The sequence below is a fragment of the Caldalkalibacillus uzonensis genome (assembly GCF_030814135.1).
Taxonomy (GTDB): Bacteria; Bacillota; Bacilli; order Caldalkalibacillales; family Caldalkalibacillaceae; genus Caldalkalibacillus; species Caldalkalibacillus uzonensis.
Genome location: NZ_JAUSUQ010000001.1, coordinates 427,194 through 447,406 on the forward strand (window position 1 = coordinate 427,194; position 20,213 = coordinate 447,406).

The following is a 20,213-nucleotide window of genomic DNA, read 5'->3' on the forward strand; positions in this document are numbered from 1 at the left end:
AAGGACTTCTTTCCCCGGGATGTTGTTTGCCCCTGCCTGCCGTTTATCACTGTTGCCATTATACCTGGCTTTGAAACGGAAGGGACCACACTGCCCGCAGAATCTCTACATCCACGTGGTCGGTAAGCACAGCCTTTCCCATACGCTCCAACAGCACCAGCCTTAATCTGCCCGCGATCACTTTTTTGTCCGAATACATTTTCTGCAGCACTTCCTCAAAAGACCAAGGCAGGGTATGCCACTCACCAGACAAACCATAGGTGGAAAGCACACGGGTAACGCGCTCAGCCAATCCTCGCTGCTGATAAACCACTTCACTGACATGGGCAGCCAGCACCATGCCAATGGCTACCGCCTCACCGTGGGTCAAGCGCTGGTAATGGCCCAGCGCTTCAAAAGCATGGCCAAAGGTATGGCCAAAATTTAAAATAGCTCTCAGCCCGTTCTCTTTCTCATCTTGACTGACCACCTGACTCTTAACCTGGCAGGCTCGGTACAAGGCCTCTGCCAAGAAAGGTTCCTGCAAGCGGCGGCAGGCCTCAGCGTTGTCTTGCAGCCACTGAACAAAGGTTTCATCCCAGATGAAACCGTGCTTAAGCACTTCAGCAAAACCGGAAGCCACTTCCCTTGCAGGCAGCGTGGCCAAAGTGGCTGTATCATAAATGACGGCTAAAGGCTGATGGAAGGCACCGATCATATTTTTTCCCAAGGGATGGTTGATAGCCACCTTGCCTCCCACACTGCTGTCATGGGCTAGCAGTGTCGTGGGCAGCTGGATAAAGGGAATACCGCGCATGAAGGTACTGGCCACAAAGCCGGCCAAATCACCCACCACACCCCCGCCCAAGGCCACAATCACGCTTTGGCGATCCAGCTTGTGCTCCAAGGCATAGGTCATGATCTTTTCATAGCAGGCCAGGGATTTAGCTTGCTCTCCGGCCGGCACGGTATAGGAAAATACACGGAATCCGGCCTCTTGCAAACTTTGAACCACTGGTGCCAGGTACAGAGAACCAACATGCTCATCGGTGACCACCAGCAAGGTTTGATTATGGCTAATGCCTATTTCTTGCAAATACCTCGCTACTGACGATAACAATCCCTGGCCGATCCAAATCGGGTAGGAACGTTCCCCCAGCTCAACTGTCAGTGTCTTGACACCTTCCATTAAAATGTTTTCGCCTCCTCCAAATAACGCTCATAATGGGCCTTCATTTCAAAAATATGGTCATGGGCAAATTTTTCACAAAATGCCTTGGCCACTTCCCAAGCGACCACGTTTTCCATCACCACACACGCCGCTGGCACGGCACAGCTGTCCGAACGCTCCACGCTGGCTTCAAAAGGCTCTTTTGTGTTTATATCAATGCTTTGCAAGGGTTTGTACAAGGTAGGGATAGGTTTCATTACCCCGCGGACGACGATCGGCATGCCATTGGTCATGCCTCCTTCAAACCCGCCCAGACGGTTGGTTTTGCGGTAATAGCCCCGTTCACGAGACCAGGCGATCTCGTCATGAACCTGGCTGCCAAAACGTTTGCCTGCCTCAAAGCCGATGCCAATCTCCACCCCTTTGAAGGCTTGGATGCTGAGCACGGCCTGTCCCAGCCGCCCATCCAGTTTCCGATCCCAGTGTACATGGCTGCCAAGGCCAATAGGAACACCGAACACCATCACCTCAACGATGCCGCCCACACTGTCCCCCTCTGCTTTGGCCTGATCAATCACTTTGATCATTTTTTGAGCCGCCTCCGGATCAAGGCAGCGCACGGGAGACTCTTCCGTGATGCGCTGAATCTCTTGGGGTGTAAGTTGATCCAGTTGCTCAGTATTCGCCTCGGCAGGGCCAATTTGCTTGACATGCCCCACAACCTCCATGCCAAAGTAGCGCAGCAATATTTTGGCGACCGCCCCGCAGGCTACCCGGATCGTAGTCTCTCTGGCACTTGATCTCTCCAAAATATTACGCATATCTCTGTGAGCATATTTGATAGCTCCGTTCAAATCGGCATGTCCCGGACGGGGACGGGTGAGAACCTTACGCCCCACATGGGTTTCATCTAGCGGATCAGCACTCATCATATTGCGCCAATGTTGCCAATCTTTATTTTCAACGACCAGGCAAATGGGTGCGCCGGTCGTCTTTCCATCACGCACCCCGGCCTTGATCTGCACCTGATCTTTTTCAATCTGCATGCGGCGTCCCCGGCCGTACCCCTTTTGGCGCCGGGCCAGTTCACGATTAATATCTTCTCTTAAGAGGGGAAGATGAGCGGGAACACCCTCAATAATCGCAGTTAACTGGGGACCGTGAGATTCCCCGGCAGTCAAATATCTCATGTGGATGACCTCCTTGCCCCTTGCTACGTGTCACTTTACTACAATTAAGCGGTGAGATAATAAAATTTATTATACCTAATCTTCTAAAAAAAAGATAGAATGAGCAGTGGATTTTTATATTTTACGGTAAAAAAACGTATCCTCCGTCTCTAAGCGGTACTTTTGAGGATAAAAAATTTGTTCAGTGCTGCCCACAAAGAGCACCCCGCCCGTATTCAAGGCCTCACTAAACTTATGATACAAGAGATCCTTAGCTTCGTCTGTAAAGTAAATTATGACATTGCGGCACAGAATCAGATCAAAGCCACTCTCGAAAGGATCGGCCAAAAGGTTGTGCCTTTTAAACATAACTCTGCTTTTCACATCGTCGCTCACATAATAGAGCCCATCTCGCTGTACAAAGTAGGTTTTTAAATATGCTTGCGGCACTTCTTTAACCGCTCGTGAGGGATAGATCCCCTGCTTCGCTTTGGCTAGAGCCAGATTGTCAATATCCGTGGCCAGAACCTTGACCTGCTTTCCAGGCAACAGCTGATCCAAGAGCATCACCAGGGTATAAGGCTCTTCCCCTGTGGAACAGGCCGCACTCCATATTTTAAGCAAACGCCGTTCACTGAGCAGGCGGGGCAGTATTTTTTGTTCCAGCACTCTCCATCGTTCTGGATTGCGGAAAAATTCGGAGACGTTGATGGTTAAGCGGTCCAAACAATCATTAACCAGTTCAGGATTAGTGTCCATTTCTTTAAGAAAACGGGTAAAGGAATCAAACCCTCTCATGTCGCGCAAGGTGGTTAAGCGCCGCTTCATCTGGGCTTCTTTGTACAGGCTCAGATCGACGCCTGTTTTCCGCTTAAACTGTTTGACAAACCATTCAAAGTCCTTATCCACCACACCACTATCCCCTCTCCATATTGAAAAAAGCCCTGTAAAGGGCTTACATGAGAACAACGCCATACCTGCTTCTTATACTGCTTGCTCAGACCCATTTGTTAATATCGCGCGTGTATTCCAAGAGCTCTTCAGGTTTGAAAAACAGGTTAATTTCCCGCTCGGCACTTTCCGCAGAGTCAGAACCGTGAATGACATTCATGCTGACTTGAACGCCGTAGTCCCCACGGATGGTGCCAGGTGCAGCATCAGCAGGATTGGTTTTGCCCATCATGTCACGGGCGATTTGAATCACATTCTCCCCTTGCCAAACCATGGCAAATACAGGGCCTGAAGTGATAAACTCCACCAGTTCGCCAAAGAACGGCTTTTCCTTGTGTTCACCGTAATGTTGTTCAGCCAATTCACGGGAGACATGCATCAGCTTGGCACCAACCAGTTGAAAACCCTTCCGTTCAAAGCGTTGTACGATCTCACCGATCAGTCCCCGCTGGACCCCATCTGGTTTGACCATGAGAAATGTTTTTTCAACAGCCATTTTGACGTCAACTCCTATCTCTATGGTTATGCGTATGTCAACAGGCAACATTGTATCAAATGATTCCGCTGTGAGCAAACCTGCAGCAGAGCTTAATAGGTACGCTGTTCAATGAAATCAGTAATTTTGATCAATGTTTTTTTACTGTACACTGCCTGCAGGTCCTCAAGGGACTGTCTGGCTTTTTCCAAGTAGCGCTGGGCGATGGTTTTAGCAACGGCGATCCCCCCGCTCTGCTTAATCAAATTAATGATCTTGGGCATGTCAGGTGTGCCCGATTTAAATTCACTGATAATCTTTTCCCGAATAGCTGGATCCTTAAACGAAGCAAGGACAGGCAGGGTAATGTTACCCTGTCTCAAATCACTGCCGGCCGGCTTGCCCAGCTGCTGTTCACTGCCGGTAAAGTCGAGGATGTCATCGGTAATCTGAAAGGCCATGCCAACGTAATACCCATAACGATACAGAGCGTGTACCACCCGTTCCGGTGCATCACAGACCAAGCCTCCCAACTGGCAACTAACCGCAATCAGGAGAGCCGTTTTGCGCTTAATGCGCATAAAATATGTTTTCAAGGATTGATTCCATTGATAGAGGGCCTGAATCTGTTCAATTTCACCGACACACATATCAACCATGGCTTTAGACAGAATCTGATGTACACGGGGGTTGGCCAAATGCGTAACACGGGCCAAAGCTTGAGCTAAGATAAAATCACCTGTGTACATGGCCACACGGTTGTCCCATTTGGCCTTCACAGTTGGTTTTCCCCTTCTTGTTTCCGCATTATCGATGACATCATCATGAACCAAAGTGGCCATGTGGATCAGCTCCAGAGCAACAGCCACATGTTTTAAGCGTTCAATATCATATGCCCCGCTTTTTCCACCAAGCAAAACAAAGACTGGACGGATGCGTTTGCCACCTGCTTTTAACAGATGGGATGATGTTTCCGATATCAGCGCATAATTGCTGTCAATAGAACGGTATAATTCCTGTTCAATAGCAGTAATGTCGTCTTTTAATTCCTGATAGATGTCCATTAAATTCATCGTGCTGAATCCACCTTATTTCAATCTGCTGCTCTACTCCCTGATCTGGTTAATTGACGATGGGGGTTTATAGCCGATGTGCAGCGCGGCAATACCACCGGTCAAAAGATAGATCTCCACCTTCTCCAGCCCTGCCAATTCAAACATGCGGCCCAGCTCCTTGCTGTCAGGAAACTGTTTCAATGATTCCGGCAGCCAGCTGTACTGCTCATAGCGGTTGGCAAAAACTTTGCCCAAGAGTGGCAGCAACTGATTAAAATAAAGATAATACAGTTGCTTAAAACCCGGCCAGACCGGTTTGGATAATTCCAGTGAGGCGACAACACCCCCAGGCTTGACCACCCTGGTCATTTCCGACAAAACTTGATCAATGTCAGGAACGTTGCGCAAGGCAAAACCAATGGTGGCATAGTCAAAAGTATTGTCCTCATAGGGCAGGCTCATGGCATTGCCGTGGACGAGTTCAATGTGATCATATTGATTTTGGATTTTCTTTTGCTGGGCCATCTCCAGCATATTGTGGCTGAAGTCCAGGCCAACCACACGCCCTTGAGGGCCTGCCTGTTCAGCCAAACTGAGCGTCCAGTCTCCTGTGCCACAGCACACGTCAATGGCGCTTTGGCCTGGTTGAACAGCTAATTTTTTCATGGCAAACTTACGCCAAGCTTTGTGCCTCCTGAAGCTGAGCAATGTATTCATCATATCATATTTATCGGCGATACTTTCAAAGACCTGGTGAACATACTGTTCCTTGGTTTGTTTGTTCATCTGCATAAATCTCCTCTTCCCGCTAAGGCTCGATCACCAAATAGGCCTGTTCAATCTTGTCCAACCAAAGGGTGAATTCAGAAGAGAGTACATGATCACTGAGCCGCTGGATTAACGTCTTCAGCCGTTCCACTTTGGCTTCAAATTCCCCGTCAGGAGAAATCTCTTCTTCAATCCGTATAAAAATATCGACAAAGGTATGTAAAATGTCAAACCAAAGCGCAGGTGCCCCAAACCAGGTTAATACACTTTCCGGTATCAAGCGCTTGATCCGTTGTTTTAAGTGTATCCGCTCCTGTTTGGAAAGTTGCTCCTGTTCCATGTACAGGCGGGTCTTGTCCTCATTGATCGTTTTGACCACATGTGCCCATTTGTGGATCAGTTCCACTTCTCCTTGTTCGGCCAAATAATGATAGTAATGACCACTAAAATGGTCACCAGACAAAATAGTAAGCTGTCTGTGTTTGATGGAACGGTCGTCTGTCACTGGCCGGTTATCAACATCATCATGACTGTCTAAACCCAGTTGAATAAAGATCTGGGAAATACAATAGTGGTTGCGCAACGTAGGGGAAATACCGCTGTGATTCAAAAAAAGAAACAAAAAGTGCAGCTGGAACAGATTAACATCGGGAAAGGTGACATATCGCTGGGCATAAGGGTGATAAGCCCGTCGCTGTACTTCATTGAGCATTGATTCCAATTCATCGCGATAAACTGAATCCCGTAAAATCATCGTTTACCTCCACTTATCAGACACGCTTCCTCTCTACAGTATAACATAAATTTTTATTTCCTCCAGCCGGTTCCGTAAACCAAACTGGCAAACTGCCCTAAAAATTCCTCGGCACGAGCCAAGGTCTCCTCGGCTTGGGCCAGCTCGGTCATCAATCCTTCAGTCCGTTCGCAGCTTACGGCCAAGATCAATTCAGGCTGCTCTCCCCTTTGCTGAATAAAACGGAGATAGAGCTGATCCATATTGCTGGTTTGGGTGAATACCGACGCGATGACTTGCCAGGCATCAGTATAAGTAGCATCGTATTTCTGTTTATCCCCTGCGGTTCCTGGCCAGACAAGATCGATAAATAGTTCATTATCCTTTATTTTAACCCGTTTGTATTGATAATTTAAAGGGATTTGTTTGAAAAAAGGCACAATCAGCGATTGGTCCAGCTCAACAGGTTTCATCGCCTGAAAGACTGGCTTTCCCGCAGCCCTGTGTCCGGAAAACACTGATTGCGGTGCAAGCCACGTATTAAAAATGGTGACCAGCCCCACAGACAGAAGTGTGGCAATGATTAAGCCTCTGGCTACCTTCAAGACAATCCCTCCCTCACTTATATCTATTCCATCTCACTGAGGAAAAGAAGGGATAAAGAAAAAGGCCGTCTCAAGTGTGTGAGACAGCCGTTCTGGACACAATCGACCTGGGGATGAATCTGAAAAGCATCTTCTTTGGTCTAGCTTATTCGACGTCATCGGTATGCAGGGTACCGTAGCGTGACATAATCACGGCTTTGCCCCGAACTTTAACAGCCGACGTGTGCTCCGTGAATTGAGCCAACATCACTTCGCCTTTGTCCAGTTTTTCAGAGTGATGGAAACGGGTATCCTTACCTCTGGTCAAACCGATTACGTTAACGCCATTCTCTTTCGCTTTAATGATAAAAAAATCATTCACTTGATTCATGGTTGCCCCCCATTCTTTTCTGTATTGTTCTTTTAACACCGTTAGCCTTTAATCAAGCTAAACACTTCGGCCCGGGCCGCAGCATCATGTTCAAAACACCCACGAACAGCGGATGTCACCGTTTTGGCTCCCGGTTTTTTAACCCCTCTCATCGTCATACACATATGCTCTGCTTCCACAACGACGACCACGCCGTGGGGATTTAACTTCTCCATCATGGTATCGGCAACGGTCGAGGTAATCCGCTCTTGCAACTGCGGTCTTCTGGCCACGGCTTCAACCGCCCGGGCCAATTTACTGAGCCCAGTCACCCTTCCTTCCCTGGGAATATAAGCCACATGTGCCTTACCAAAAAAGGGGACTAGATGGTGTTCACACATGGAGAAAAAAGGGATGTCTTTGACCAAGACCAATTCCTCATGATCCTCCCCAAAAATCACATTAAAAAATTGGCCCGGATCCGTGCGCATACCGGAAAACACTTCTTCATACATGCGAGCCACCCGCTTCGGTGTGTCCAAGAGTCCCTCCCGGGCAGGGTCTTCTCCGATCGCTTCTAAAATCATGCGCACTGCCTTCTCAATTTTGACTTTATCCACTTCCTGCTTAGTAAAATGGGGATCTATGTGAGCATGGGTTTGTGCGTCTGTTTTCACATCAGCCTTTGACATACCTGAGTGTCCTCCTTGTTTCGACTCATTACAGAAAATATAGCATAATTATCTCCCATAAGCAAAAACAAGAGTTGTGTGCAGCACACAACTCTTGTTCGTTCCGTCATCATGACTATGTAAGAACCTACTTAATACCTTCCTTCAATCCTTTACCAGGTTTAAAAGCAGGCACTTTGCTGGCAGCGATCTCAATTTCTTCACCGGTTTGAGGATTGCGTCCTTTCCTGGCGGCTCTTTCACGCACCTCAAAGTTACCAAAACCGATAATTTGGACTTTTTCCCCTTTTTGCAGTGCTTCCGTAATGGCATCAAAGACAGCATCCACTGCTTTGGCCGCATCTTTTTTGGTCAGCTCTGCTGATTCAGCCACTTTAGCTACCAATTCCGTTTTATTCATGTCTGTCACCCCCTTCCACAAGGCTGTCTTATTTTCCTTCATTACCCGATTTAATTGTTTTTATACATGCTGAAACTGATTTATCAGCATTTATCTGGCTTTATGGTAATACAGACCAATCAAAAATGCAATAACGAGATGCCATTTTTTTCTGCACAGCAAAAAAGCCTCCACTAATGGAAGCTCTTTAAGGCTATCTTTACAGGATGATGGCTATTAATCCGCCAGATCCCTCGTTAATGATTCTCTCTAATGTCTCTTTCAATTTATAACGGGCATTTTCAGGCATGCCGGCCAGTTTGGCCGCGATACCTTCTCTGACGATGGAATGCAGCGAACGGCCAAATACATCTGATTGCCAAATGGCCAGCGGGTTGTCTTCGAAATCTTGCATCATGTAACGGATCAGCTCTTCGCTTTGTTTTTCTGTGCCGATAATCGGGGCAAATTCCGACTCCACATCAACCTTGATCATATGAATGGACGGTGCCGTTGCTTTAAGGCGGACACCAAACCTTGAGCCTTGGCGAATAATTTCCGGCTCATCAAGGGTCATATCCTCCAGCCGCGGCGGCGCAATGCCGTAGCCCGTCTGATTCACCATCTTCAGCGCTTCGGCAATGTGGTCGTACTCCCGTTTGGCGATGGCAAAGTCCTGCATCAGCTCCAGCAAATGATCCTTGCCTCTGATCTCAACCCCTACAATCTCTTTTAACACTTCATCATACAGTTGGTCCGGGGCACTTAAATCAATATCGGCCACACCAGTGCCCATATCCATACCTGCCAAGGCCGCTTCTTCGATAAAGTCAAAGTCATTAAAGTAGCCGATGACCCGGTCCACATCCCTCAGGCGGCGAATATCTTTGACGGTATCTCTGACGGCTTCCTCATAGTTTTGGCGCAGCCAGTGATCCTCTTTCAGCACCATCACCCAGCTGGGCAAGTTGACGTTCACTTCATGAACAGGGAATTCAAATAATACCTCACGCATCACATCGGTAAAGTCACGCTCATCCATCTGCTCCACACTGGTGGCCAGACACGGAATGTCGTATTTTTCAGCCAATTCATTTCTTAGCGCTTCCGTTTCCGGGCTGTGTGGCTGTGTGGAGTTGATCAGCAAAATGAACGGTTTACCTACTTCTTTCAATTCATTGACAACACGTTCCTCAGCTTCCACATAATTTTCCCTGGGTATGTCGGCAATTGTTCCATCCGTGGTGACCACAACCCCTAATGTGGAGTGTTCTTGGATCACTTTCCGGGTCCCGACCTCGGCCGCTTCCTGAAACGGAATGGGCTCTTCATACCAGGGAGTAGTAATCATGCGGGGGCCGTTTTCATCTTCATATCCCTTGGCACCGGGCACCACATAGCCGACACAATCGATCAGACGGACGTTAATCTTCAAACCTTCGGCAACGTGAATTTCCACCGCCTGATTGGGCACAAATTTTGGTTCAGTGGTCATAATGGTCCGTCCGGCCGCACTTTGGGGCATTTCATCCTGGGCCCGGATCCGGTCCGATTCTGAAGCGATATTGGGAATGACAACCTGCTCCATAAAACGTTTGATAAAGGTTGATTTTCCCGTGCGAACAGCCCCAACAACACCGATATAAATATCGCCCCCTGTCCGTTCCGCGATGTCTTTAAAAATGTCCACCTTTTCCACACGATCCCCTCCTGTTTGTTCTCAAAAACGCTCTCCCTTGTGCCAATATGCTCTCATTTACTGCCTTGTACATGGACTTAGGACAGTATAAATATATGAGCCGCCCCATCATTTATGACAAGATTTCATTCTTTGCTGACGCTTGGCAAGACAAGGCATCTTTAAGATAAACATATGAGCCCAAATTGAAATTATGCTATATTCCTGCCTCCCTATACATAAAAAAACCTGTTGATCTCGAGATCAACAGGTGATACGGGCGGTTAACGGTACCTTTTCCAGCTTTCAATAAAGACCGGTTCCCCATCCTCCAATGTATACGGGAAGGAATGAGCAGGCACAAAAGGAGAGATATCAGTCAGCACAAAACGAATGTCTTCCCCTTCTTGAAGCTGATGTACATCATCCCTGTTTTCTAAAGCCTGGTACAGATCGATACGATAGTCGATACCAACCTGTCCCCTCTGGTCAACAATCAAAGGCAGAGACTGCTGAGAGTAGGGGCTTTCCACTGTGGGCGGGCTTTTCAGTCCAAGTTTTTTATAGTCAAGAGTAAAGTAGCCTCCCTCCAGCATTTGATCAATGGGCAGATAGGGATTGCGGCTTAAATAATAGTTAACCCGCCGTTGCAAATCAGCCACTTTTTGGGACAGGCGCAGATCAATCAGCTTCACTTCCGGCTCTGTTTCCACATTGATCAGCACATAACGGTAATGACCGCCTCCTTCATATGAATGGACGGGTGGTTCGCTCATGTAACGGGGAATCAGCTGGCCAAAGTCTATCACATATTTGTGGTAGATGGGCGTATCCGCTTCAGTGGTATAAATGGGGAGCACCCCTGTCTCTGCCCGAAACTGATTTACGCTTTGCTGCACCGCCTCCATTTGTTGTGGATGGGGAGGAGCCTGCTTTACTTTATGTTCGTAGGGATACATACAGCCGCTGAGAAGCACAACAAACAGCAGGATCCAAGTGTATTTCACCTTCATGACTATTCCTCCCTGCCACTTGCGTTAAATGGAAAATATAACGGCCACGATCATGAGTAAGGATAATCCTAGCAAAAGATAGGCGAAAACAGAAAACAGGAATTTAAAAAAACCTTTTAATTTCTTACGGGCCGTCAGAATCAACATGTTGGCCATAAACATAGTAATCATGGACAAGAGAGCAATCAGCATCTTTGTTAACGGATCCATTCTATCAGGTTCACTCCTTTAGATTCCGTCAGCTATTATACCATATCCAGGTGCAGGAACAGAATAAGATATACGGACATATGCTGGAGTATAGACCATGATCTTGCCCGTAGATCATGTCCAAAGGAGATGAGTGTCATGTCCGTTCAACGTCATCTTGGTCGGAACCAGACCCCTGCCAGCCAGCACAGGTCAACCTCCCATCCGAACGAATCGCACCATTACGCCGAGCAGGTCTATCAAACCTTGGTCGAGCTGGAACAGGCCATGAAGAATGTGCAAGAGGCCGTTTATCTGTTGCACCAAAGCGGCCTCATGCAGGGGCTAAAGGGGGGATCAGGACAAAACTTGTTGGCCCAGCTGGCCGCAGGATTGAAACACATTGATCTAAGGCAAATCAAGGCACTGCTTCAATCTCCGTTTATCCAGCGAATGTTGACCGATCCGGAGTTTTATCAGCTTTTTGCACCCGACACGGGACAAACGCCCGGTACCCAGGCCAAATTATATCCAGGACATGAGCAAACAGCAACAGTATAAATAAATCCCCCGCCGGCAGCCACAGCATCTGACAGAAAATCCGGTCAGTGCAGGAGACCGACAGGGGACGATCCGGATTATGACTTTTCTTCAGGGGGATAAGGTGTAGGGGTCGGTTCCCCCCCAAAACGGGAATAGGTTTCATCGATATAGTCGCGAATCTCACTCAGTGAATACCCTTGTTCAAGTCCTGCTTGCACATCCAGTGCAATGTTAATGCAAATGCCTCATCCAGCACCATGATCGTCATAAACGATCATCTCATCTGTGCTTTGTTCCTCATCAAAAAAACAATCCAGATTACTCCGGTGGTTGATAGATTCCACATGACACCCACAGTAGCAAGGAAAATATTTTAAAACATCCCTCGCCTCGGTGGCAAAGGCATAGGCATGGGGGGCGTTAGGAATTTGAGCAAAAACAAAATCAGGAAACTCATAGATCTCGCCATCAAGTTCAAAACTTTGCAGTTCCTGCTTGTCTTGACATCCGGCTAAAAGCAGAAAGATGCCAAGTACAACAATGATGAGCGTTGTTTTGGGAAATTTGTTTGCCATGTTGTGACCTCTTTCCATGTAACTAAGAACAGCCTCTGTCCCTGCCTCCATTGTATTAGAAGTGGACAGACACGGCAAGAGTGTTCATAAAATCGTCAGATAATAAAGCTGCCCCGGAAGTGCATCAGCACCCTGCGGGGCAGCCCGTTTTCGGAAAGGCACTCATATTAACAAACACATTTACAGGCGAGCGGATAACAAGCTTACAGTCCGCATTTCAACTGGGCTCCGCAATTGTTGCACGTGTTGCAGCCACCGATCTCCTCTACTGTTCCTTTGCGGCAAATGGGACAAGTTTCTCCAATTTCGGTCCCATAGGTCACCTTAGTGGCTTTTACGTCCGGAATTGTTTCAACGACGTATTGCTTTTTGCTTTCTTCTTTTTCCCAATCTTCAAAGAGGGATTGATTTTCTTCAAAGGTTTGGTCCTCAGGCGTTAAAGTGAGCACTTGAGCATCGCGGGAACCGTCCACATACACGGTGCCACCTTTGGCTCCACCTTTATGCAGGCGTTCATAAATGGTTTGCACCTGCTGAACCGTATATCCTTTGGGCGCATTGACCGTTTTGCTTAAAGAGCTGTCCACCCAGCGCTGGATCACACATTGTACATCCGCATGTTGTTCCGGTGTCAGATCCATCGCTGAGACAAACCACTCTGGCAGATTATTCGGGTCGGCTTCTGGATGACGTTCAAGGTACTCCTGCACAATGTCCGCTTTCACTTCAATAAATTTGCCCAGACGCCCAGAACGGTAATAGGTAAAGGAGTAATAGGGCTCTAAGCCCGTGCTGACCCCGACCATCGTTCCTGTCGAACCTGTAGGGGCTACGGTTAACAAATGGGAGTTGCGGATCCCGTACTTAAGGATGTCCTGGCGGATATGTTCGGGCATGCGTTTCATGTAGCCCGTGTTAATAAACGCTTCCCTCAGCTTCCGGGTTTCTTCTTCCGTTTGACCCACTAAATATGGAAAGCTCCCTTTTTCTTTGGCCAGTTCAATGGAGGCTTCGTAGGCTGTGACAGCAATCGTTTCAAAGATTTTATCCACAATTTGGTTGCCTTCTGCTGAGCCGTACACTTTTTCCATATAAATTAATGCGTCGTGCAGCCCCATGACCCCCATGCCGATGCGGCGCTCACCTTTGGCTTGCTTGGTGTTCTCCTCCAGGAAATAGGGGGTGGCATCGATCACGTTATCTTGCATACGAATACCGGTGCGAACTGTCTTTTTCAACTTTTCATAATTAAACTGTTTCGTGTCCTTGTCCACCATTTGTGCCAAATTAACAGCAGCAAGGTTACAAACACTGTACGGGGCCAACGGCTGCTCCCCACATGGATTAGTGGCCACCACTTTTTGGCCATAAGCTTTAGCATTGGTCATTTCATTGGCATTATCGATGAAGAAAATACCCGGTTCAGCCGAATAGGTGGCGCAGATGTTGATCAGCTTCCACAGTTCTCTTGCTTTAATCCGCTGATAGACACGGGTTTTATAGCCCCGTGCTTCCCATTCTCTGACGTCCCCCATTTTATGCCATTCGCGATTGTAAATGTCCATTTCTTCGTCGCTCATATTTTCAATGTCCGGGAAGCGCAGTTCGTACTCCGCATCCTTCTCAACAGCTTCCATAAACTCTTTGGTCAGACAGACAGAGATATTGGCCCCTGTGAGAAAGTCGGGATTATGTACGTCATAGACGCCACCATCCGCCAGCTTTCTCTCCACATCTTCAATGATCTCCCGGCTGAACGGGGAATCCTCCGCTTCCCTGTGAATAGCCAGGATCTTTTCGTACATCTCCACTTCGGTCGGTTTAAGTGGGGTAAATTTTAATTTTTCTTTGGCTGTCTTTTTGATGCGCGGGTCTTCAGCCTTTTCGATAATAAAACGCAGCACACGCGGATTTTGCATTTTGGAGATAATAAATTCAATGATATCAGGATGCCAGTCGGCCAGCATAATCATTTGAGCTCCCCGGCGGCTTCCTCCCTGCTCCACCAGGTGAGTCAGTTTAGCAATATCATCCAGCCAGGATACAGAGCCGCTTGATTTGCCGTTCACACCTTTACATAAAGCCCCTCTCGGGCGCAAAGTGGAGCCGTTTGTGCCCACTCCGCCGCCGCGGCTCATGATTTCCATCACTTTTTTGCGGTGTTCAGCGATGCCTCCGCGGGAATCATGCGGGAAAGGCATCACATAACAATTGAAGAATGTGACGTCAATATCCGCCCCTGCACCGTACAGGACACGGCCGGCCGGAACAAAATTCATATTGACCAGTTCCTCGTAAAAATCATGAAAAGCTTTCTTTTGTTGTCCCGGATCCGTCTCAACAGCCGACAGTCCCGTAGCGACGCGCTTGGCAATTTGTTCATAAAAAATTTCCAGCGGCTTTTCCACCACATCAAGGGAGACCTCAATAATGCCGGTTTCCATTTCTTGCGGGTCTTCCAGCACACCGCGGAACGATTCATCCACGCAAACTTTGGCCACCCCCCGGCTCCGGTCAAAATCCAGAACAAAACCATAGCCCCGAGCCGGAAATTTAGGATCCTCCTTTACTGTTAAAACAACAAAATCACCTTTTTTCAACGTACGCTTTTCGATGTCTTTAAAAGCATAGCGGTCCAGCATCACCAGCCTGGAGACCCCTTTTAAGGTGCGGTGCATGTCTGGCGTAATGGGGTGAACCTGTGGGAATTGCTTGATATCCTCGTTCAGACGGGCTGTATTGATTTGCATATCTTCCCCTTGTGCTGATGTGATCAGCATGGTACTCATGAACAAGCCTCCTTTAAATTAAGCAGATAAGAATAAATCAGGTGATTGTAGCATATGATTAGTAAATTATGTACAAATTCATGTTGTGTCTTCTACATTATCATAGTTTAGAACGAAACACAATATATTGTGTGTTATTTTTTTAGAAATACAACATGTTGTTGTATGGATCATATTTTGATTCATTCGTCCACTCTTCAAATCGTTCATTTTTAACGGTTAGCATGCTCATTAATCGGCCAAGCTCCCTCATGCTTCATTTTTTGCATCATTTTAAGCCTTGCATTTTTTATCTTTTTAAGATAGGACATTGCCGGTTTTCAATTTTTATTCTTTTGTGTAAAATAGATGATATCGATAGGAGGGGTAACAAGTGAGCGAAACCGATATTGTTTTGTTAAATCAATCCTATGTCTCCCGCCAAGACGCCAAAGTGGATATTGAAGACCGAGGCTACCAGTTTGGCGATGGGATCTATGAGGTGATCCGGGTTTATGGGGGACAAGTATTTTTGATGGATCAGCATCTGGAGCGTTTGAAACGAAGCGCAGCTGAGATTCAATTAAAGCTTTCTTTATCTTTGCCGGAACTAAGACAGCGCCTGCTTGATCTGGTTGAGCGCACAGACCTGGCTGAAGGAATGATCTATGTCCAGTTGACCAGAGGAGTGGCACCGCGCTATCACGGGTTTCCCACTCCGGAGGTTGAAGCCCAATTGGTGGCCTACACCAAGCGTATGGAACGGCCGCTCAAACAGCAGCATGAGGGCGTCAAGGCCGCCCTGGTGGATGACATCCGCTGGCTGCGCTGTGACATTAAAACGGTTAATTTGCTGCCAAATGTGCTGGCTAAACAAAAAGCCACGGAGAATGGGGCGTTTGAAGCCATCCAGCACCGGAACGGAACTGTGACCGAAGGAAGTTCATCCAATGTGTTTATGGTTAAACAGGGTGTGTTATATACCCACCCAGCAACCAACCTGATCTTAAATGGGATTACCCGCCAATACATCATTGATTTGTGCACCAAACTCAATTTTACTCTACACGAACAAACGTTCTCTGTCAATGATTTGTTACAAGCAGATGAGGTATTTATTACCAGTACCACAAGTGAGATTATCCCCATCGTTCAAGTAGACGAACAAACAATCGGAAATGGCCAGCGGGGCCAGATCACACAGGAGCTGCAGCAGGCTTTCGACCAACAAATTTCCAAATTAAGACAAAGCAGCAAGGTAGGCTCATAGAGCCTACCTTTCCTGTTGCCCGCTATTATTCCGATCTGCCAATCCCTAGTAACTTCAGTTTCTGAACACCAGTTTCATGTGTCAGCTTGCTATCTTCTAAAATTCCACTCATCTTGGCCATACTTGTCCCGGATCAAGGTATGGGCCAGCTTCTCTTCCTCCCTGCTTAATCCATCCTCCTCTAACCGGATATTCAAAGCTTCCGTAAACCCGGCCTTAAAAGCCTCCTTCACCTCTTCCATAGAAGCAGGATCTGTCCGTAATTGGTTGATAGCTACGGCTTTGTGTAAAAATTGCTGCTTGAGGCGTTCTTTCACCCGCTCATTGGCAAAATTGAATACCTCAAACAACAGGTCCACATCTACATCAAGCAGAATGGAGCCGTGTTGGAGAACAACCCCTTTTTGCCTGGTCTGGGCACTTCCAGCCACTTTGCGTCCTTCAACAACAAGCTCATACCATGATGGACTGTCAAAGCAGACACTGGAACGGGGATGCCTTAACTCATTTTTCTCTTCTTCCGTTTGCGGGGTAGCAAAATAAGCGTTCAAACCCAGCCGTTTAAATCCCAAAAGCAAGCCGGTGCTGAGTACCCGGTAGGCCTCTGTGACCGATGACGGAATGAGGGGATGACTTTCTTTAACCACCACACTATACGTTAATTCTTGATCATGAAGAACGGCCCGCCCTCCCGTGATACGCCGCACAAAGCCCAAGCCATGCTGGCGGACCGCCTCCATGTTGATTTCCTTCTCAACCTTTTGGAAATAACCAATCGACAAGGTGGGTGGCTGCCAGGTATAAAAGCGGATGGTGGGAGGCACTTTGCCTTCCCCGTGCAAAAGCAGTACCGCTTCATCAAGGGCCATATTGGTGGCCGGGTCTAGACCCGGGGTATCCAAGAACCGCCATGTTTCTTTTCCAGACATGATTGCTCCAGCTCCTGTATTTTGCCAGAATTTAGGGCGATGCTTAGACGGATGTTGATCTTTAATCCTGTGCAGCAGGATACCAGCGGACAACCGGTTTCCGCGCTGCAGTCACTTCATCCAGCCGGCGGACAACCGTATGATGAGGCGCCTCCTGCACGATCTCAGGTTTTTCTTCAGCTTCTTTGGCAATCTGGATCAGCGTATCAATAAATTCATCCAATGTCTCCTTCGACTCTGTTTCCGTTGGTTCAATCATCAAACATTCTTCCACAATGAGCGGGAAGTAGATGGTTGGCGGATGGAAACCAAAGTCAAGCAAACGTTTGGCCATGTCCAACGTCCGCACACCCAGTTTCTTCTGCCGCTTGCCGGAGAGCACGAACTCATGCTTGCAATGCTGGTCATAAGGCAAGTCAAAATAAGGAGCCAGCTTGCGCATCATGTAGTTGGCGTTAAGGACAGCGTACTCCGATACTTTGCGCAAGCCTTCGTCTCCCATGGTACGGATATAAGCATACGCCCGCACATTAATGCCAAAGTTGCCGTAGTAAGCCTTAACACGCCCGATAGAGTGGGGCAAATCATAATCAAATGTATAGCGGTCACCTTCTTTTTTCAAGACTGGAACGGGCAGAAAGGGGACCAGCTCCTTTTTCACACCAACCGGCCCGGAACCCGGTCCTCCCCCGCCATGGGGTGTGGTAAAGGTTTTGTGCAGGTTGAGGTGCACCACGTCAAACCCCATATCACCCGGCCGTGCCTTGCCCAAAATGGCGTTGGCATTGGCCCCGTCATAATAGAGCAAGCCGCCAGCAGCATGCACCAAATCAGCAATCTCCACAATTTCCGTTTCAAACAGTCCCAAGGTGTTGGGATTGGTTAACATCAATGCTGCTGTATCAGGTCCCAGTGCTTGTTTCAAAGCTTCAAGGTCCACCAACCCTTTGTCATTGGACGGGATGGTCACCGTTTCAAACCCGGCCATCTTGGCGCTGGCCGGGTTGGTGCCATGGGCTGAGTCGGGGACAAGCACTTTGGTCCGCTGCTCTCCCTCGCCACGGGACTGGTGATAAGCCCGGATCATCATCAATCCGGTCCACTCTCCCTGGGCGCCTGCAGCCGGCTGCAAAGTAACTGCATCCATTCCTGTAATTTCCTTCAGGTATTGCTGCAGTTCATACATCAGCTGTAAAGCCCCTTGCACACTTTCCTCAGGCTGATAGGGGTGGATGCGGGCAAAACCGGTATAACGGGCCACATCCTCATGCACTTTGGGATTATACTTCATCGTGCATGATCCAAGAGGATAAAATCCGGAATCAATTCCGTGGTTGCGGCGGGACAGCTCAGTGTAGTGGCGAATCAATTGCAGTTCCGACACCTCAGGCAGCTCAGCCGGCTTCTGGCGCAAGAACTCGGCAGGAATCACTTCGGTGATGTCCACTTCAGGCACATCATTCTCCGGCAAGGAATAGGCCACACGCCCTTCTTGGCTCATTTCAAAAATGAGGGCTTTTTCTCCTGATTTAACCATTAATCATCCCTCCCAGTACCGCAGCAAACCGGTCAATCTCTTCCCGGGTTCTGATTTCTGTCACAGCAACCAGCATGTGGTTCGCCAATTCAGGATAATCACGTCCCAAGTCATAACCACCGATGATGTCATGTTCCAGCAGTTCGCTGTTCACCTCAGCCACCGGACGGGGCAGCTTAAGCACAAACTCGTTAAAGAAGGGCTGGTCGAAGGCCGGTTGTACTCCATCCACTTCACTCAGTTTCAGTTTGGCATACTGGGCTTTTTGAATATTGAGCAGGGCCATCTCTTGCACGCCTTTTTTCCCCAGCGCAGACAAGGCCACTGAAGCCGCAATGGCATTTAAGGCCTGATTGGAACAAATGTTAGAAGTCGCTTTATCACGGCGGATATGCTGTTCTCTGGCCTGCAGGGTTAAGACAAAGCCCCGTCTTCCCTCTTCATCTGTTGTTTGACCGACCAGCCGGCCGGGAATCTTACGCATGAAAGACTTGGTCACGGCAAAGTAACCGCAGTGAGGACCCCCAAAACTGGACGGGATGCCAAACGGTTGCACATCCCCGACCACCACATCAGCACCGTATTTACCAGGTGGTTCCAAGATGCCCAAAGCCAGGGGATTGGAACTGACCACCATTAACCCCTTTTTGATACTGTGGGCAATGCTTTCCACCCGTGCCAAATCTTCAAGGTACCCTAAAAAGTTAGGATGCTGCACAATCACAGCAGCCGTGTTTTCATCCACTTGCTTGGCCAATTCATCCAGATCGGTCACTCCATTGACTAAGCCGATTTCAACAATCTCCATACCCAATCCTGTGGCATAGGTGTGCAAAATGTGGCGCGACTCGGGGTGCACACCACGGGAGATCACAATTTTGTCGGCCTTGCCAAATCCAAAGGCCATGGCCGCTGCTTCAGCCAGCGCAGTGGGACCGTCATACATGGAAGAGTTGGCCACATCCATGCCGGTCAGTTCACAAATCATCGTCTGAAATTCAAACACAGCCTGCAATTCACCTTGGCTGATCTCCGGCTGATACGGGGTATAAGCTGTGTAGAATTCAGACCGGGAAATCACATGGTTCACGACGGCAGGAATGTAATGCTCATAAGTGCCAGCACCTAAAAAAGAGGTATACTTCAACTGATGGGCATTTTGTTCAGCCAATCTCATCATGTGTTTGGTTAACGCAGTTTCATCCATGGGCTTGGGGAGATTCATCTTGCCCTTAAATCTCACTTGTTCAGGAATGTCCGAGAACAATTCCTCTACGGAGCTAACCCCAATGTCCTCTAACATCTGGCGCTTATCCTCTTCTGTCATTGGCAGATAGCGGAACTTCACCATAAACCCTCCTTCAGCTCACCGTTTAAATTTAAAG

Annotated in this window: 21 protein-coding genes; 2 read left to right on the forward strand and 19 right to left on the reverse strand. The window is 48.1% G+C overall.

All coding sequences use genetic code 11. The features are described 5' to 3' along the window. Positions 1-58 precede the first annotated feature (58 nt). The 14 genes from aroB to J2S00_RS02225 form a co-directional block, all read right to left on the reverse strand. Positions 59-1,168, reverse strand: coding sequence for a 3-dehydroquinate synthase (gene aroB, locus J2S00_RS02160; protein ID WP_307334921.1), 1,110 nt, complete (start codon positions 1,166-1,168; stop codon positions 59-61). Further along, a complete protein-coding gene (aroC, locus tag J2S00_RS02165) occupies positions 1,168-2,340 on the reverse strand; it encodes a chorismate synthase (RefSeq protein WP_307334923.1) in 1,173 nt (390 codons plus the stop codon). Before aroC ends, aroB begins: the two co-directional genes overlap by 1 nt. Positions 2,341-2,454: 114 nt before the next feature. After that, positions 2,455-3,231 carry a CheR family methyltransferase gene (locus J2S00_RS02170; RefSeq protein ID WP_442319985.1) on the reverse strand — a complete coding sequence of 259 codons (777 nt, stop codon included), beginning with the start codon at positions 3,229-3,231 and terminating at the stop codon, positions 2,455-2,457. Between the two features lie 85 nt (positions 3,232-3,316). Beyond that, entirely contained in the window at positions 3,317-3,766 is a 450-nt protein-coding gene (ndk, locus tag J2S00_RS02175; protein WP_307334926.1) for a nucleoside-diphosphate kinase, read from the reverse strand. A 92-nt stretch (positions 3,767-3,858) separates the two neighbouring features. Continuing rightward, entirely contained in the window at positions 3,859-4,818 is a 960-nt protein-coding gene (hepT, locus tag J2S00_RS02180) for a heptaprenyl diphosphate synthase component II (protein ID WP_307334928.1), read from the reverse strand. 33 nt (positions 4,819-4,851) lie between these two features. Next, positions 4,852-5,586 carry a demethylmenaquinone methyltransferase gene (locus J2S00_RS02185; protein ID WP_307334930.1) on the reverse strand — a complete coding sequence of 245 codons (735 nt, stop codon included), beginning with the start codon at positions 5,584-5,586 and terminating at the stop codon, positions 4,852-4,854. 22 nt (positions 5,587-5,608) lie between these two features. Beyond that, the gene (locus J2S00_RS02190) at positions 5,609-6,322 is read right to left on the reverse strand and encodes a heptaprenyl diphosphate synthase component 1 (RefSeq protein WP_307334932.1); all 714 of its coding nucleotides are present in this window, start codon (positions 6,320-6,322) and stop codon (positions 5,609-5,611) included. A 53-nt stretch (positions 6,323-6,375) separates the two neighbouring features. Beyond that, entirely contained in the window at positions 6,376-6,906 is a 531-nt protein-coding gene (locus J2S00_RS02195; protein ID WP_307334934.1) for a hypothetical protein, read from the reverse strand. A 145-nt stretch (positions 6,907-7,051) separates the two neighbouring features. Beyond that, complete coding sequence (mtrB, locus tag J2S00_RS02200) at positions 7,052-7,276, reverse strand: trp RNA-binding attenuation protein MtrB (RefSeq protein ID WP_307335219.1); 225 nt, start codon at positions 7,274-7,276, stop codon at positions 7,052-7,054. A gap of 41 nt (positions 7,277-7,317) precedes the next feature. After that, on the reverse strand, positions 7,318-7,947 hold the full coding sequence (folE, locus tag J2S00_RS02205) for a GTP cyclohydrolase I FolE (protein WP_307334936.1): 630 nt from the start codon (positions 7,945-7,947) through the stop codon (positions 7,318-7,320). A 127-nt stretch (positions 7,948-8,074) separates the two neighbouring features. Further along, entirely contained in the window at positions 8,075-8,347 is a 273-nt protein-coding gene (hbs, locus tag J2S00_RS02210; RefSeq protein WP_307334938.1) for a non-specific DNA-binding protein Hbs, read from the reverse strand. Positions 8,348-8,546: 199 nt separating this feature from the next. Beyond that, positions 8,547-10,025 carry a stage IV sporulation protein A gene (gene spoIVA, locus J2S00_RS02215; protein WP_307334941.1) on the reverse strand — a complete coding sequence of 493 codons (1,479 nt, stop codon included), beginning with the start codon at positions 10,023-10,025 and terminating at the stop codon, positions 8,547-8,549. A 263-nt stretch (positions 10,026-10,288) separates the two neighbouring features. Next, positions 10,289-11,017 carry a YphF family lipoprotein gene (locus J2S00_RS02220; protein WP_307334942.1) on the reverse strand — a complete coding sequence of 243 codons (729 nt, stop codon included), beginning with the start codon at positions 11,015-11,017 and terminating at the stop codon, positions 10,289-10,291. A gap of 24 nt (positions 11,018-11,041) precedes the next feature. Then, positions 11,042-11,227: a DUF2768 family protein gene (locus J2S00_RS02225; protein WP_307334943.1), complete on the reverse strand. Its 186-nt coding sequence runs from the start codon at positions 11,225-11,227 to the stop codon at positions 11,042-11,044. A gap of 138 nt (positions 11,228-11,365) precedes the next feature. Here J2S00_RS02225 and J2S00_RS02230 point away from each other — a divergent pair, with 138 nt between their 5' ends. Continuing rightward, positions 11,366-11,767: a hypothetical protein gene (locus J2S00_RS02230; protein ID WP_307334945.1), complete on the forward strand. Its 402-nt coding sequence runs from the start codon at positions 11,366-11,368 to the stop codon at positions 11,765-11,767. Between the two features lie 77 nt (positions 11,768-11,844). On the opposite strand, the gene J2S00_RS02235 is transcribed toward J2S00_RS02230, so the two are convergent. Together J2S00_RS02235 and J2S00_RS02240 are read right to left on the reverse strand one after the other, a co-directional pair. Beyond that, the gene (locus tag J2S00_RS02235; RefSeq protein WP_370875812.1) at positions 11,845-12,324 is read right to left on the reverse strand and encodes a PCYCGC motif-containing (lipo)protein; all 480 of its coding nucleotides are present in this window, start codon (positions 12,322-12,324) and stop codon (positions 11,845-11,847) included. Positions 12,325-12,527: 203 nt separating this feature from the next. After that, positions 12,528-15,098, reverse strand: coding sequence for a vitamin B12-dependent ribonucleotide reductase (locus J2S00_RS02240; RefSeq protein WP_307335221.1), 2,571 nt, complete (start codon positions 15,096-15,098; stop codon positions 12,528-12,530). Positions 15,099-15,486: 388 nt separating this feature from the next. Between J2S00_RS02240 and dat the strand changes: the two genes are divergently transcribed. After that, on the forward strand, positions 15,487-16,362 hold the full coding sequence (gene dat / locus J2S00_RS02245; protein WP_307334948.1) for a D-amino-acid transaminase: 876 nt from the start codon (positions 15,487-15,489) through the stop codon (positions 16,360-16,362). An 89-nt stretch (positions 16,363-16,451) separates the two neighbouring features. Here dat and lipM read toward each other — a convergent pair whose 3' ends face one another. From lipM to gcvPA, 3 genes are all read right to left on the reverse strand, one after another. Then, positions 16,452-17,291, reverse strand: coding sequence for an octanoyltransferase LipM (lipM, locus tag J2S00_RS02250; protein WP_307334950.1), 840 nt, complete (start codon positions 17,289-17,291; stop codon positions 16,452-16,454). 61 nt (positions 17,292-17,352) lie between these two features. Further along, positions 17,353-18,828: an aminomethyl-transferring glycine dehydrogenase subunit GcvPB gene (gcvPB, locus tag J2S00_RS02255; RefSeq protein WP_307334952.1), complete on the reverse strand. Its 1,476-nt coding sequence runs from the start codon at positions 18,826-18,828 to the stop codon at positions 17,353-17,355. Further along, positions 18,821-20,176, reverse strand: a complete 1,356-nt coding sequence (gene gcvPA, locus J2S00_RS02260) for an aminomethyl-transferring glycine dehydrogenase subunit GcvPA (RefSeq protein ID WP_307334954.1) — start codon at positions 20,174-20,176, stop codon at positions 18,821-18,823. The genes gcvPB and gcvPA overlap by 8 nt, the downstream gene beginning before the upstream one ends. Between the last annotated feature and the right edge of the window lie 37 nt (positions 20,177-20,213).